The sequence below is a fragment of the Streptomyces plumbidurans genome (genome assembly GCF_019857225.1).
In the GTDB taxonomy this organism is placed as follows: Bacteria; Actinomycetota; Actinomycetes; order Streptomycetales; family Streptomycetaceae; genus Streptomyces; species Streptomyces plumbidurans.
This window is the reverse complement of sequence record NZ_JAFJSY010000022.1, coordinates 1-15,326: the sequence shown is the minus strand read 5'-3', so window position 1 is coordinate 15,326 and position 15,326 is coordinate 1. Positions and strand designations below refer to the sequence as shown.

Sequence of the window (15,326 nt, the reverse complement as noted above, 5' to 3'; positions counted from 1 at the left end):
GCCCTCCCCGCGACCGGGGAGTGCCTCCTCACGCGCGCGTGCCGTCAGCTCGCGGGCTGCGGCTGCGCGATGGCTGCCTCCTCCTTGCCGCTGCGACCGGGCTGACGCAGCAGCAGCGCCAGCGCCGCCGCCACCATCGAGATCCCGCCGGCCAGCGCGTAGGCACCGTTGTAACCCCAGGCGCCCACCACCATCGAGCCGAGCCCGCCACCGAACAGGCCGCTGATCAGCTTGCCGCTGTACACCAGGCCGTAGTTGGTGGCGTTGTAGTTCTCCCCGAAGTAGTCCGGGGTCAGGGCGGCGAACATCGGGTAGAAGGCGCCGCCGCCGAAGCCGGAGAGGAAGGCGAAGAACAGGAACAGCCACTCGCTCTTCATGTCACCGGCCCAGATGACGCCGAACTGGGCCAGGCCGAGGACGACGATGACGAAGACCAGGGCGTTCTTGCGGCCCCAGTGGTCCGAAAGCCAGCCGACCAAGGCGCGGCCGACGCCGTTGATGACGGCCATGACACCCATCGAGGACGCGGCGACCAGCGGGCCGAAACCGATCTCCTTGGCGTAGTCGACCTGGAAGGAGATCCCGAAGATCGACACACCGCCGGTCATCACGACCGTGATCCACATCAGGGGCAGCATGCCCGTGCTGACGGCCTCCTTCGGGGTGAACTGGCGGACCGCCGGCGGGTTCTTCGCCAGACTCGCGGCGCTCTTGCTGTTCCCGGAGTGCGACAGCGGATCGACTTCGGCCGGCCACCAGTTCTTCGGCGGGTCCTTGAAGAAGTAGGCGCAGACCGCCACCACGATCAGCACGTACACGCCGATCAGGTCGAGCACCTCGTTGTAGTTCCCGGTGTCGAAGGCGTAGTTGAAGATGAAGATGAACGGCAGCGAGCCGTAGGCGAAGCCGCCGTTGACGAAGCCGGTCTTCGCGCCCCGCCGTTCCGGGAACCACTTTCCGACCATGTTGATGCAGGTCGCGTAGATCAGGCCCGAGCCCAGACCGCCGACCACGCCGAAGCCGAGGATGGCCAGTATCACGTTGTCGAAGTGGGACAGGGCCAGGAAGCCGACCAGACACATCGCGGCGCCCGTGTACATGGCGCGGCGCGCCGTGAGGATGCCGCGCTCGCGCAGCCAGCCCGCCGGGAACGCGATGCCCGCCTGGAAGAACACCCAGATGCTCAGGATCCAGAAGGTGTTGCTCTGCGTCCAGCCGTGCGCCTCGGAGAGGGTGTCCTCCGCGGAGCCGTAGGCGTACTCGGAGACGCTGATCGCCATCATGGCGACCCAGGGGAGGTACATCATGAACTTGCGGGAGTGACCGAGGATGTCCCGGTCGGTCTCGCCCACGCGGTAGACACGGCCGCGGGCGTCGGTCACTTCACGGTAGGGACGGTGTGCGGCGCCTGGATCCGCCGATGAGCTGCCTGTTGCTATGGGGTCCGCGGTCATGTCAGTGACATCTCCTCGCCGAGCGGGTGCGGGTTGGGGACGATGCGCCGGGCGTTCGGCCTGCCCGGTGCCTTCAGGAAAAGCGCCAGTACTGCGGTGGCCAGGCCGACGGACCCGGCCGCGGTGAACACGCTGTGGTAGTCCCACGAGCCGGTGACGAGCGCGCCCGTCACGAGGCCGACGAGCCCGGGGACCGCCGTCGAACTGTGGACCAGGCCGTAGTTGGCGGCGTGGTGGTTCTCGCCGAAGCAGTCCGCCGTCATGGCCGCGAACAGCGGGAGGACCGCCCCGCCGCAGAGGCCGCAGACCACGGCGCTGAACAGGAAGAACGGCATGCTGCCCGCCCGCCCCGAGACCAGCAGGCCGAACTGCGCCGTGCCGAGCCCGATGCAGACGATGCCGAGCGTGTTGCGGCGCCCGTAGCGGTCGGAGATCCGGCCGGCGACACCGCCTGCGACGCCGGCGACGAGGGCCGTCAGGACGATCGCCGCCGTCACGGCCCCGTCGGCGAAGCCCATTTCCTCGCCGTACGGCACGAGGACCGCGATGCCGAGGGCGCCGATGCCGGCCGTGCACAGCAGACAGACCGACATCAACCACAGGACGGGGGTGCGGGCGGCCTCCTTCGGGGTGTAGTGCCTGACCGCCGGCGGGTTCCTCCGCAGTACCCGGCGGATCCTCGGGTCGGCGGCCGGCTTCAGCGGGTCGATGTGCGCGGGCCACCAGTTCTTCGGCGGGTCCTGGAGGAGCCGGCCGGCCGCGGCCACGGCCAGGCACAGCCCGATGCCCGCACCGGTGAGCACGGCCCGCGCGGCGCTCGGGTCGAGGTCCGCGGCGAACAGGACGGCGAACGGCACGGCCCCGAGGGCGAGACCGCCGCCAGCCAGGCCCGTCGCGGCGCCCCTGCGCTCCGGGAACCACTTGCCGGCCGTGTTCACGCAGGTCGCGTGGACGAGACCGGTGCCGATGCCGCCGAACACGCCGAAGCCGAGGTGTGCGGCGCTCTCGTGCGGCGCGAACGCCAGGGCCGCACCGCCCAGCAGCGTGCACACGGCGCCGATCGTCATCGCCGTACGCGCCGGGAGCCTGCCGCTCTCCCGCAGCCGCCCGGCGGGGAAGGCCACGGCCGCCTGGAAGAACACCCAGACGCCCAGCAGCCGGAAGATGTCCTGGCCGCTCCACGGATGCGCCGTGTGGAGCGGGCCTGCCGCCGCCGCGAATGCGCACGCGGCGGAGCCGATGCCCGCCGTGCCCACCCAGGGCAGGACGGCCATCCAGGTGCGTGTCCGGCCCATCAGATCGACATCCGATTCGCCGATGCGATACACGCGCCCGTTGCGGTCCGTCACCTCCCTGCGGGGGACGGACGGATGGTAGGTCGTTGCCATTGCTCAGTGCCCCTTGCGTCGAAAGCTCTGGCCAGCGCCCCCTGTCCAATGCATTTCGCGTGCGCACGGGTCCCGGGGGCCGACCGGCCGCACTGCCGGCCGGCCCCGCGTCCACTCACGTCATGAACCGCCCCCCAACAGCCCCGCCGCGCGCGCCCAGCGGTACTTCGCGCCGAGTACCGCCACCGGCTTCTCGGTCGTGTACGGGTACGCCACGACCCCTCGCTCGTAGAGGTACTGGCAGGCCTCCTCGACCTCGACGTCACCCGCGAGGGAGGCCACCACGGGCTTCTCGATGCCGCGCTCGCGGAACTCGGCCACCACGCGCGCGGTGAGCTCCGCGAAGACCATCGGGGGAGTGACGATGGTGTGCCAGTAGCCGAGGACCAGCGAGTGGATGCGCGGGTCCTCCAGGCCCAGCCGGATCGTCGCCTCGTACGTCGACGGCGGCTCGCCCCCGGTGATGTCGACCGGGTTGCCCGCCGCCCCGAAGGGAGGGATGAACTTCCGGAAGGCCTCGTCCAGGTCCGGCGGGATCTCCATCAGGGACAGGCCGTTGTCGGTCACCGCGTCCGACAGCAGCACACCGCTGCCGCCCGCCCCGGTGATGATCACGACGTTGTCGCCCTTGGGGGTGGGAAGGACGGGCAACGCGCGCGCGTACTCGAGCATCTCGTTCAGGCCCGGCGCCCTGATGACACCGGCCTGCTTCAGGATGTCGTCGTAGACGGCGTCGTCGCCCGCGAGCGCCCCGGTGTGCGAGCCGGCGGCCTTCGCTCCCGCCGCCGTACGGCCCGCCTTCAGCACCACGACCGGCTTCTTCGGCACGGTCGCCCGCGCGGCCTCCACGAAGGCGCGCCCGTCCTTGAGGTCCTCCAGGTGCATCGCGATGCACTCGGTGTGCGGGTCCTCGCCGAACCAGGTCAGCAGGTCGTCCTCGTCGAGGTCCGACTTGTTGCCCAGGCCCACGATGGCCGACACACCCGTCTTCGTGGTGCGTGCGAAGCCCAGGATCGCCATGCCGATGCCGCCGGACTGCGAGGTCAGCGCCACCCCGCCCTTGACGTCGTACGGCGTGCAGAACGTGGCGCACAGGTCCTGCCACGTCGAGTAGTAGCCGTAGATGTTCGGCCCGAGGAGGCGTACACCGTGCCGCTCCGCGATCGCGACGATCTCCGCCTGGAGTTCGTGCTCGCCGGTCTCGGCGAAGCCGGAGGGGATCAGCACGGCGTTGGGGATGTTCTTGCGTCCCACCTCTTCGAGGGCCGAGGCCACGAACTTGGCGGGGATAGCGAAGACCGCCACATCCACCTCACCGGGAACGTCCGTGACACTCTTGTACGCCTTGCGGCCCTGAATGTCATCGGCCTTGGGGTTCACCGGATGGATCTCCCCGGCGAAGCCTCCGTCGATGAGGTTGCGCATCACGGAGTTGCCGATCTTGCCCGGCTCGTTGGAGGCACCGATGACGGCGACCGAGGACGGCTCCATCAGGCGGCGCATCGAGGTGAGGATCTCCTCGCGCGTGTACGTCCTGCGCGGGGGTGGCTGCTTCTCGGCGAGGATCACGCGGATGTCGGCGGCGACCGCGCCCTCCGGGGTCGCGATCACCGGGTTGAGGTCCACCTCGGCGATCTCCGGGAAGTCCGCCACCAGCTGTGACACCCGGCGGATCTGCTCGGCGATCGCCCACCGGTCCACGCCCGCGGCGCCGCGCACCCCGTTCAGGATCTCCGCCGACCGGATCGAGTCCAGCATCGACATCGCCTCGTCGGCGCTGACCGGCGCCAGCCGGAACGTGATGTCCTTGAGGACCTCGACGAGCACACCGCCGAGCCCGAAGGCCACCACCTTCCCGAACGTCGGGTCCGTCACCGAACCGACGATGACCTCCTGCCCCTGCGGCAGCAGTTCCTGCACCTGCACGCCCTCGATCCGCGCCGAGGCGTCGTACGCGCGCGCGTTCTCGACGATCCGGTGGAACGCGGCCCTGACGTCCGCGGCACCCTCGACGCCGACGATCACACCGCCGGCGTCGGTCTTGTGCAGGATGTCCGGGGAGACGATCTTCATCACGACCGGCCCGCCGAAGCGCGCCGCGTACGAGACGGCCTCGTCGACGTCGGTCGCCAGCTCCTCTCCCGGTACGGCGATCCCGTACGCGTCGGCGATCACCTTGCCCTCGGGCGCGGTCAGCGCGGTCCGCCCCTCGGCCCGCACAGTGTCGAGGAGCGACCGCACCCGCAGCACCCGGTCTTCGGCCATCACGTCAGATCACTCCGTTCGACTTGAGCAGGCGCAGCTCCTCGTCACCGAGGCCGAGCTCGCCGATGTAGACCGCTTCGTTGTGCTCGCCCAGCAGCGGTGAACTGGTCACCTCGACGGGGGAGTCGGAGAGCTTCAGCGGGCTGCCCACGGTCACGAACTCGCCCCGCTCGGGGTGCGGCACGGTGACGACCATCTCGTTGGCGACCAGCGAGTCGTCCTCGATGATCTCCTTGGTGGACAGGATCGGCCCGCACGGGATGTTGTGGGCGTTGAGCCGCTCCAGCACCTCCCACTTGGGCAGCGTCGAGGACCACTCCTCGATCAGCTGGAACATCTTGTTGAGCTTGGGCAGCCGGGCCTGCGGCGTCGACCACTCCGGGTCGTCGGCCAGTTCGGGCCGGCCGATCAGCTCGCTGAGCGGCTTCCAGCCGACGGGCTGCACGATGACGTACACGTAGTCGTTGGGGCCGCCCGGCGCGCACTTGACCGCCCAGCCGGGCTGGCCTCCGCCGGACGCGTTTCCGGACCTGGGAACTTCCGTGCCGAAGTCCTCGTTCGGATATTCAGCGAGCGGACCATGGGTCAGGCGCTGCTGATCGCGCAGCTTCACCCGGCAGAGGTTGAGCACGGCGTGCTGCATGGCCACGTTGACCCGCTGGCCGCGCCCGGTGTGCTCGCGCTGGAACAGCGCCGCGAGGATCCCCGCCACGACGTGGACGCCCGTGCCCGAGTCCCCGATCTGGGCCCCCGTCGCCAGCGGCGGCCCGTCCTCGAAACCGGTGGTCGACATCGACCCGCCCATGGCCTGCGCGACGACTTCGTACGCCTTGAAGTTGGTGTACGGGCCCTCGCCGAACCCCTTGATGGAGGCATAGACGATCCGCGGATTGATCTCCTGGATGCGGTCCCAGGTGAAGCCCATGCGGTCGACCGCGCCCGGTCCGAAGTTCTCGACCATGACGTCGGAGCGCCGGATCAGCTCGGTGAGGATCTCCTTGCCGCGCTCGGTCTTGGTGTTGAGGGTGATGCTCCGCTTGTTGCAGTTGAGCATCGTGAAGTAGAGGGAGTCGACGTCCGGGAGGTCGCGCAGCTGCCCCCGCGTGATGTCCCCGGTCGGCGCCTCCAGCTTGATGACGTCCGCGCCGAGCCAGGCCAGCAACTGGGTGGCGGAGGGCCCGGACTGGACGTGCGTCATGTCGAGGACACGAACACCCGCAAGAGCCTTGGTCGGCTGCGAGGTCGAGATGGTCTCGGTGGTGTCGGTGGTCACCAGGTCACCTCACTTGTACATGGTCTGGTTCATGGTTCCGGGGGCGTACGCGTCCGGGTCGACCCAGACGTTGATCAGCGACGGCTTGCCCGACTCGCGGGCGCGGCGCAGCGCGGGGCCGATGTCGGCGGGGTCGCGGACCTCCTCGCCGTAACCGCCCAGCATCTGCGCGAACTTGTCGTAGTGGACATCGCCGAGGGTGTTGCCGACCCGCTCGCGCTCCTCGCCGTACTTGGCCTTCTGGCCGTAACGGATCTGGTTCATCGAGGAGTTGTTGCCGACGATGCCGACGAAGGGGAGGTCGTAGCGGACGAGGGTCTCGAAGTCCCAGCCGGTCAGTGAGAAGGCGCCGTCGCCGAAGAGGGCCACCACCTCCTTGTCGGGCCGCGCCTGCTTGGCCGCGAGCACGAAGGGGATGCCGACGCCGAGGGTGCCGAGCGGGCCCGGGTCCATCCAGTGCCCGGGCGCCTTGGGCTGGACGACCTGCCCGGAGAAGGTGACGATGTCGCCGCCGTCGCCGATGTAGATCGAGTCCTCGGTGAGGAAGTCGTTGATCTCGCTGACCAGGCGGTACGGATGGATCGGCGAGGCGTCGGACTTCAGGCTCGGCAGCCGCTTCTCGATGGCGGTCTGCTCGGCCGCGCGCAGTTCGTCCAGCCACTCCTTGCGCTTGGCGGCCCCGCCGTTGACGCGTCCGGAGGCGGCCTCGGTGACCGACTTCAGGACGAGTCCCGCGTCGCCGACGATGCCGAGGTCGATGTCGCGGTTCTTGCCGACGGTGCGGTAGTCGAGGTCGATCTGCACGACGGTCGCGTCCGGGGACAGGCGCTTGCCGTAGCCCATGCGGAAGTCGAAGGGCGTGCCGACGATGACGATGACGTCGGCGTTGGAGAAGGCGTAGCGGCGGGAGAGCTGGTAGTGGTGCGGGTCGCCCGGCGGGAGGGTGCCGCGCGCCGCGCCGTTCATGTACGCCGGGATGTTCAGGGTGCGGACGAGGTCGGTCGCCGCCTCGCTGCCACGGGTCGTCCAGACCTGGCTGCCGAGCAGAATGGCCGGCTTCTCGGCGTGCACGAGCAGGTCGGCGAGCTTCTCGATCGCCTCGGGGTCGCCGGCCGAGCGGGTCGAGGCCCGGTAGGCGCCGGCCTTCGGCACCCGCGCCCTGTCCGCGGGCACCTTGGCGTCCAGCACGTCGCGCGGGATCTCGAGGAAGGAGGGGCCGGGCGCGCCGTGGTAGCACTCGCGGAACGCCATCGACACCATGTCCGCCGCGCGGGCCGTGTCCGGCACGGCCGCGGCGAACTTGGTGATCGGCGTCATCATGTCGACGTGCGGCAGGTCCTGCAGTGAGCCCATCTTGTGCTGGGTGAGGGCCCCTTGGCCGCCGATCAGCAGCATCGGGGACTCCGCGCGGAACGCGTTGGCGACACCGGTGACGGCGTCGGTCGTTCCGGGGCCCGCGGTGACGACGGCGCAGCCGGGCTTGCCGGTGATGCGGGCGTAGCCGTCGGCGGCGTGGGCGGCGACCTGCTCGTGTCGGACGTCGACGACCTCTATGCCCTCGTCGACGCAGCCGTCGTAGATGTCGATGATGTGGCCGCCGCACAACGTGTAGATGCGGTCGACTCCCTCTGCCTTGAGCGCCTTGGCAACGAGATGACCACCGGAAATCACGTCCTGGGTGTCGTCGGGCATGGCGAAGTCCTGTCCCTTCGTAGGGGGTGGAACTGCTCTCGCGGTACATTGCATACAGTCGACGAATACTGTATGAACCTTGTTATCCCGCATCCGGTGGGTGGTGTCCAGGGGGCGTGCGGCACTTTTAAGACAGGAGCCGGAATGGACCTGTACGAACACCAGGCAAGGGAACTCTTCGAGGAGCACGGCATCGTGGCCCCCAGGGCCGCGGTCACCGACTCGCCCAAGGAGGCACGCGGGATCGCCCGCACGCTCGGTGGGCAAGTGGTGGTGAAGGCCCAGGTCAAGACCGGTGGGCGAGGCAAGGCGGGGGGCGTGAAGTTCGCCGCCGATCCGGCCGCGGCCGAGCTCACCGCACGGCAGATCCTCGGCATGGACATCAAGGGCCACACGGTCCGCAAGGTGATGCTCGCCGAACCTGTGGAGATCGAGAGCGAGTACTACGTCTCCTACGTCCTCGACCGCGCGGCCGGCACCTTCCTCGCGATCGCCTCCGCCGAGGGCGGCATGGAGATCGAGGAGGTCGCCACCGCCCGGCCCGAGGCGGTGGCCCGCATCCCCGTCGACCCGGCCGAGGGCGTCACCTCGGCGAAGGCGGCCGAGATCGCCGAGGCGGCGGCACTTCCGCCGCAGACCGTCGACGTCCTCGTACGGCTGTGGGACGTGCTCGTCCGCGAGGACGCGCTGCTCGTCGAGGTCAACCCGCTCGTACGAACGAAGCAGGGCCACATCCTCGCCCTGGACGGCAAGGTGACCCTCGACGACAACGCCCGCTTCCGGCAGGCGCGTTGGGGCGCCGACGAGGTCGAGCACGACGACCGGCTGGAGGCGGCGGCCGCCGCCAAGGGCCTCAACTACGTGAAGCTGGACGGCGAGGTCGGCATCATCGGCAACGGCGCCGGACTGGTCATGTCCACCCTCGACGTGGTCGCGGGCTGCGGAGCCCGCCCCGCCAACTTCCTCGACATCGGCGGCGGCGCCTCCGCGCAGATCATGGCCGACGGCCTGTCCGTCATCCTCTCCGACCCGGCCGTGAAGTCCGTCTTCGTCAACGTCTTCGGCGGGATCACCGCCTGCGACGCGGTCGCCGAGGGCATCGTGCAGGCGCTGGACGCCGTCCAGTTGACCAAACCGCTGGTCGTACGCCTCGACGGGAACAACGCGGCCCGCGGCCGCACCGTCCTCGACGAACGCGCGCACCCGCTGGTCCAGCAGGCCACCACCATGGACGGCGCCGCCGCCCGTGCCGCCCAACTCGCCACCGCCAACTGAGGAGACGGGACGACATGGCGATCTACCTCACCAAGGAGAGCAAGGTCCTCGTCCAGGGCATGACCGGCGGCGAGGGCATGAAGCACACCCGGCGGATGCTCGCCGCCGGCACCGACGTCGTCGGCGGCGTCAACCCCCGCAAGGCGGGCCGCACCGTCGACTTCGACGACCGGGCCGTCCCCGTCTTCGGCTCGGTCGCCGAGGGCATGGAGGCCACCGGCGCCGACGTCACCGTCGTGTTCGTGCCGCCCGCCTTCGCCAAGGCCGCCGTCGTCGAGGCCGCCGACGCGGGCATCGGCCTCGCGGTCGTCATCACCGAGGGCATCCCCGTGCACGACGCCGTCGCCTTCCACGCCCACGCCAAGTCCAAGGGCACGCGGGTCATCGGCCCCAACTGCCCCGGCCTGATCACCCCGGGCCAGTCCAACGCGGGCATCATCCCCTCCGACATCACCAAGTCCGGCCGCATCGGCCTGGTGTCCAAGTCGGGCACGCTCACCTACCAACTCATGTACGAGCTGCAGGACATCGGCTTCTCGACCTGCGTCGGCATCGGCGGCGACCCCGTCGTGGGCACCACCCACATCGACTGCCTGGCCGCCTTCCAGGACGACGCCGACACCGAACTGATCGTCCTCATCGGCGAGATCGGCGGCGACGCGGAGGAGCGGGCGGCGGCATACATCCAGGAGCACGTCACCAAGCCGGTGGTCGGCTACATCGCCGGGTTCACCGCGCCCGAGGGCAAGACGATGGGGCACGCGGGCGCCATCGTGTCCGGCTCGTCCGGCACCGCGCAGGCGAAGAGGGAGGCGCTGGAGGCGGTCGGGGTGCGGGTGGGGAGCACGCCGACGGAGACGGCGAAACTCGTGCTCGCGCGTCTCGAAGAGCAGGGCTAGCTCACCCATGGTCGAACCGAGTACTCGAACCGGGTACTCGAACCGAGCCATGCAATCCCGCCCCCGACTGTGCACCGAGAGCGGAGCAACCGAATGGCATCCACCCTCACCTCCAACACACCCACCCTCACCCTCAAATCGGGCACCTCCTGGGAAGACGCCTGGCAGCGCTGCCTCGCCGTCGCTCCCGAGGCCTTCCAGGACGACCGTGTCCTCAACCTGTGGGGCTCCGGATGGCGGGCCGACGGCCGGGCCCTGCCCGCCATCAGCCCCGTCGACGGCAGGCCCGTCGCCGGCCCGCCCCGCCTGGACCGCGACACCGCGCACCAGGCCGTCCGCGCGTCGCTCGACCAGCACCGCGCCTGGCGGCACATCCCGCTCGAGGAGCGCCGCGCCCGCGTCGCGGCCACCCTCGACGCGCTCACCCAGCACCGCGAACTCCTCGCCCTGCTGCTCGTGTGGGAGATCGGCAAGCCCTGGCGGCTCGCCCAGGCGGACGTCGACCGGGCCATCGACGGAGTGCGCTGGTACGTCGACGGCATCGAGCCGATGCTCGCCGGCCGGGCCCCGCTGGACGGCCCGGTCTCCAACATCGCGAGCTGGAACTACCCGATGAGCGTGCTCGTTCACGCAATGCTGGTACAGGCCCTGGCGGGCAACGCGGTGATCGCCAAGACCCCGACCGACGGCGGCGTCGCATGTCTGACCCTGGCCTGTGCGCTTGCCGTCCGCGAGGGGCTCCCCGCCAGCCTCGTCAGCGGCAGCGGGGGCGAGCTGTCCCAGGCGCTGGTGCGGGCGCCGGAGATCGGCTGCGTCTCCTTCGTCGGTGGCCGCGACACCGGCGCCGCGGTGGCCACGGCCGTCGCCGACCTCGGCAAACGTCATGTACTGGAACAGGAGGGACTCAACACCTGGGGCATCTGGAACTTCTCCGACTGGGACGCGCTCGGCACGTTCGTCCCCAAGCTCTTCGACTACGGCAAGCAGCGCTGCACGGCGTATCCGCGCTTCGTCGTCCAGCGGCACCTCTTCGACGACTTTCTGGCGGCGTACCTCCCGGCGGTGCGCACGCTCAGGGTCGGCCACCCGCTCGCCGTGGAGAAGGCCGACGACCCGTATCCGCGGCTGGACTTCGGGCCGGTCATCAACGCCGCCAAGGCCAAGGAGCTGCGCGACCAGGTCGCCGAGGCCATCGACCGCGGCGCCGTCCCGCTGCACCGCGGCAGCGAGGCCGACGGCCGCTTCCTGCCCGGCCAGGACACCTCGGCGTACGTCCATCCGGTCACGCTCCTCGGCCCGCCACCGTCCTCGCCCCTGCACCACGCGGAACCGTTCGGCCCGGTCGACACCATCGTCCTGGTCGACACGGAGGCAGAGCTGCTGGCGGCGATGAACGCCTCCAACGGCGCGCTCGTCGCCACCCTGTCCACGGACGACGGGGCCACCTTCGACCGGCTGGCCCCGCAGATCCGAGCCTTCAAGGTGGGCCGCGGCAAGCCCCGCTCCCGCGGCGACCGCGACGAGCTGTTCGGCGGGTTCGGCGCCTCGTGGCGGGGCGCGTTCGTCGGGGGCGAGCTGCTGGTGCGGGCGGTGACCCAGGGCCCGGCGGGGGAGCGGCTGCCCGGGAACTTCCCGGACTACCACCTCATGCCCTGACGGTAGCGGCCCGATCGCTGCCGGTGACGCGTTCCCGGTCCGCTTCGGCGGCCCCGGAACGCGTCCCGGCGACCCGGATATGCAGGTGAAGGGCACTGCGAAAGCTTGGTATTGTTGTCCATGTCGCCGGGGCGAACACCCCAGTCAAGGCGGCAGACACCTTGTCCGGGTGGCGGAATGGCAGACGCGCTAGCTTGAGGTGCTAGTGCCCTTTATCGGGCGTGGGGGTTCAAGTCCCCCCTCGGACACTGACCGGATCGTGCGGGTCGAGCTGAGTCTCGGCCCGCACGAGCTGTTTTCCGGGGTTCTGCAGTGTCCGGGTTCTACAGTGCCCGGGGTTCTACGCCGGCTGAGGTCGCGGCTGTGCGCCGGCAGCCGGCAAGGTGAGGCTGCGGGTTCCCAGGCGGAACAGGACGTAGCTGGTGACGGCGACGGCGAGGTATCCGAGGAACAGGACCGGGTTCTTGGACTCGTAGGTGAGCAGGCCGTCGTTGGCGGAGTGGAGCAGGGCGACCAGCAGATAGCCGCCGACCAGGCCGGCGGTCAGCGTGACCTTCCCCCGTTTCTGCCAGCTGGTGAAGGCGAGTGCGCAGAGCAGACCCGTCCAGGCCAGGTGGCCGAAGGGTTCGGTGAGCCCGCGTCCGATCAGTGTGCTCTCGGCGGCCGTGATGCCGTCGGAGAGGGCCGCCTGCAATCCGTAGGACATCGACTCCAGCACGGCGAAGCCCAGGGCGGCGGCGAAGCCCAGGGCGACGCCGGAGCGGACGTCCAGGTATCGGCCGGTGAGGGCCATCGCGAGTACCGGCAGGAACTTCGCGAGTTCCTCGATGAACCCGACCACCAGGATCTCCGGACTGTTCAGGTCGCGGATGAACTCCGCGTCGAAGAACCCCCCGAGGGCCAGAGAGATGCCGCCGCCGAACAGGAACATGCCCAGCAGTACGGACGGCGGGACGCTGGTGGCGAATCCGGTCCTGGTGTGGGTGGCCATGGCGAACGCGAGCGGCGCCGCCGCGGCGCCGTAGAACAGGGCCGCCGGAACCACGGCCTCGTTGTCGGTCGTCAGCATGACGACCGACATCAGGACCGCCAGCACGGTCATCGACAGCCATGTCTGGAACCACGGCCGCTTGAAGAACTGAAGCCGATAGACGAATCCCCTGCGTTTCACCGTGACGGTGCGGTTCACCATGACGGTGGCCCTCCCGCGCTCGGGGCAGCGGCAAACGCTTCGTTGCTCCGCCGGAGTGAAGGCTCACGGCAGCCGTGCCCTCAGGACGCCTGTGCCTCCCGTCGGAACGCCCAGTCCATCCTCGGCTCGATCACGAAGCGGAAGATCCGCCGTACCGGGGGAGTGCACAGCACGGTCACCACCGTGGCGGCGACGAGGGTGGCGGCGATCTCGCCGAGCGGGCCGTGCACCCAGGCCGGGTCGTACCAGCCCCAGAACTTCGACCCCTGGGCGACGAAGCCGTGCAGCAGATAGCCGTACAGCGTGCCGGCGCCCAGTGCCGTGAACCACAGACGGCGGCCGGGCACCCAGGACAGGAAGCAGGCGACCAGGACCACAGAGCAGCCGAAGCCGGCCAGCGTCATCAGCGGCCCGCACCAGGCGGGTGCCCCCAACTCCTGGGCGCTGTCACGGTGGAAGAACCAGGCGCCGGTCATCCGCGGGGCCGCCCAGTACGACACGAGGAGCGCACCGGCCAGCACCGGCAGGGCCAGCGACCGCACCCGCCAGCACCGCACCAGCCGGAAGTGCTCGGGCCGCAGGCACAGGCCGAGCACGAAGTACGGCAGGAACTGCAGCACGCGCTGCAGATCGAGGTCGTTGCCGATGGACGGGGAGACGGTCGCCAGCATCGCGACGACGAGCGCGACCGGCAGCGGCCAGCGCGCGTTCTTCCAGAGCGGGGTGGTCAGCCGCCAGACGAACAACGCGATCAGGAACCAGGTCAGGTACAGGGGGTCCAGGAGGGTGATCGGCCGGTCCGGTACGCCGTCGGTCCAGCGGGTGTAGAGGGTGTACGCCGTCTCGAACACCACGTACGGCACGAGGACCCCGGTCACCAGGCGCTTGATCTTCGCCGGGCTCGCGTCGAAGCTGCGCGAGAAGTACCCGGAGATGACGATGAACGCCGGCATGTGGAAGGCGTAGACGAAGTTGTAGAGCGCCGTGACGGTCCGGCTGCCGTCCCGCAGGGGCTCCCAGGAATGCCCTATCGCCACCAGCACGATCGCCAGGTACTTCGCGTTGTCGAAGTACGCGTCGCGCTGTTTCGCCCGCCCTTGTTGCACGGCCCGCGGGGAACCTGTGCCCTCTGGGGAGCGTCTTGCCTGAGTTGCGGCTGAGGTCTGCGGATAGGACATCCCACGCGCCTCACCGGTTCTGCGCGGCGTAAACCCCCGGGACGGCGATCACTGCGCAGAGGCCCGGGAGGCCCCGCACGAGCGGGACCACCCGGGCCCTGGGTGCTGGGAGTGCCTTGAGTGCCCTGCGCGCTCGTCAGAGGTCGAACTCGTGCGGCGGCAGGTCCAGCGTGAAGCACGCCTCCCGCACGATGGCCTGCTCGGTCTTGTCGAAGTCGCCGTCGGCGCCGCCGATGACGATGCCGATCTGGATGACGGCACGGGCCTCGGCGGGCTTCTTCTTCGCCTTGGCGATCTCCTGCAGCACGCTGACCTTGCCGAAGGCGAAGTCGGCCGTCAGCTTGTTCAGGTTCTCCTCGAAGCGGCGGCGCAGATCGTCGGCCGGGAAGTTCTGCAGGACCTCGTTGGTGGAGATCAACTGGGCGACGCGCTGGCGCTCGGCCGGGTCGATGGTGCCGTCGGCGGCGGCGACCAGGGCGCACATCGCCATGCTGGCATCGCGGAAGGCGCCGCTCTTCAGGTCGTTCTTCTTCGCCACGAGCTGGGTCTGCATCGTCGATGCGGATTCCCTGATGCGGTCCCACAGGGCCATGAGAACTCCATGTCTTCGGGTGTCGTAAGAGATCTTCAAAGATCTACAGCAACGTAGAAACTAGTGGCGCGGCGGATAAGTTCCGGCTGCGGGCCGCGAAAAATGCCGTGCCCTGCCCGCCCCGGCTTCCCTACACTCGCCACGCACCGTGCGTCGCCGTGACGCGCGGGACGAGTGAGGAGGACGGCCGTGCGCTACTGCACCGATGTCGTCGTCCCCCGCTCGCGGTACGAGGTGATCCTCGTGTCCCCGTCCGTCCGGTGCCCGCTGCGCGGCCGGTACCGGATGCCCGCGACGAACGTCTGACGCGGCCCGCCGTCGTCAACTGCGCCCGCGAAAGGGCCCGTTCGCCGGGAATCGCGCTGCCCATCTTCGATCATCCGCACATCTACACATCCGCACATCCGCGATGATCACCGATCAGCAGAAAGGCCGACGGGCCGTGCGCACCGACACCCACCT

11 protein-coding genes and 1 tRNA gene are annotated in these 15,326 nt (G+C 69.7%); 4 read left to right on the top strand and 8 right to left on the bottom strand.

Features of this window, described 5'->3' with window-relative positions:
* Positions 1 to 44: 44 nt before the first annotated feature.
* From JYK17_RS16640 to JYK17_RS16620, 5 genes are all read right to left on the bottom strand, one after another.
* On the bottom strand, positions 45 to 1,454 hold the full coding sequence (locus JYK17_RS16640; RefSeq protein ID WP_181362312.1) for an OFA family MFS transporter: 1,410 nt from the start codon (positions 1,452 to 1,454) through the stop codon (positions 45 to 47).
* Positions 1,451 to 2,842, bottom strand: coding sequence for an OFA family MFS transporter (locus JYK17_RS16635; protein ID WP_222810642.1), 1,392 nt, complete (start codon positions 2,840 to 2,842; stop codon positions 1,451 to 1,453). Before JYK17_RS16635 ends, JYK17_RS16640 begins: the two co-directional genes overlap by 4 nt.
* A gap of 120 nt (positions 2,843 to 2,962) precedes the next feature.
* Positions 2,963 to 5,107, bottom strand: coding sequence for an acetate--CoA ligase family protein (locus tag JYK17_RS16630; RefSeq protein WP_222810655.1), 2,145 nt, complete (start codon positions 5,105 to 5,107; stop codon positions 2,963 to 2,965).
* A 4-nt stretch (positions 5,108 to 5,111) separates the two neighbouring features.
* A complete protein-coding gene (frc, locus tag JYK17_RS16625; RefSeq protein ID WP_258198186.1) occupies positions 5,112 to 6,356 on the bottom strand; it encodes a formyl-CoA transferase in 1,245 nt (414 codons plus the stop codon).
* A gap of 33 nt (positions 6,357 to 6,389) precedes the next feature.
* Positions 6,390 to 8,072, bottom strand: a complete 1,683-nt coding sequence (locus JYK17_RS16620; protein WP_108006200.1) for a thiamine pyrophosphate-binding protein — start codon at positions 8,070 to 8,072, stop codon at positions 6,390 to 6,392.
* A 144-nt stretch (positions 8,073 to 8,216) separates the two neighbouring features.
* On the opposite strand from JYK17_RS16620, the gene sucC reads away from it, so the two are divergent.
* From sucC to JYK17_RS16600, 4 genes are all read left to right on the top strand, one after another.
* Positions 8,217 to 9,347, top strand: a complete 1,131-nt coding sequence (sucC, locus tag JYK17_RS16615; protein ID WP_222810641.1) for an ADP-forming succinate--CoA ligase subunit beta — start codon at positions 8,217 to 8,219, stop codon at positions 9,345 to 9,347.
* A 14-nt stretch (positions 9,348 to 9,361) separates the two neighbouring features.
* Complete coding sequence (gene sucD / locus JYK17_RS16610; protein WP_128801454.1) at positions 9,362 to 10,246, top strand: succinate--CoA ligase subunit alpha; 885 nt, start codon at positions 9,362 to 9,364, stop codon at positions 10,244 to 10,246.
* A gap of 93 nt (positions 10,247 to 10,339) precedes the next feature.
* Complete coding sequence (locus JYK17_RS16605) at positions 10,340 to 11,902, top strand: aldehyde dehydrogenase family protein (RefSeq protein WP_128801453.1); 1,563 nt, start codon at positions 10,340 to 10,342, stop codon at positions 11,900 to 11,902.
* Between the two features lie 163 nt (positions 11,903 to 12,065).
* Positions 12,066 to 12,150 (top strand) — tRNA-Leu (locus tag JYK17_RS16600).
* 92 nt (positions 12,151 to 12,242) lie between these two features.
* Here JYK17_RS16600 and JYK17_RS16595 read toward each other — a convergent pair.
* The 3 genes from JYK17_RS16595 to JYK17_RS16585 all read right to left on the bottom strand — a co-directional run bounded on the left by JYK17_RS16595 (position 12,243) and on the right by JYK17_RS16585 (position 14,864).
* Positions 12,243 to 13,094: a PrsW family intramembrane metalloprotease gene (locus JYK17_RS16595; RefSeq protein ID WP_108006192.1), complete on the bottom strand. Its 852-nt coding sequence runs from the start codon at positions 13,092 to 13,094 to the stop codon at positions 12,243 to 12,245.
* Positions 13,095 to 13,174: 80 nt separating this feature from the next.
* On the bottom strand, positions 13,175 to 14,272 hold the full coding sequence (locus tag JYK17_RS16590; protein WP_108006190.1) for an acyltransferase family protein: 1,098 nt from the start codon (positions 14,270 to 14,272) through the stop codon (positions 13,175 to 13,177).
* Between the two features lie 136 nt (positions 14,273 to 14,408).
* Entirely contained in the window at positions 14,409 to 14,864 is a 456-nt protein-coding gene (locus JYK17_RS16585) for a tellurite resistance TerB family protein (protein ID WP_108006189.1), read from the bottom strand.
* Positions 14,865 to 15,326 lie beyond the last annotated feature (462 nt).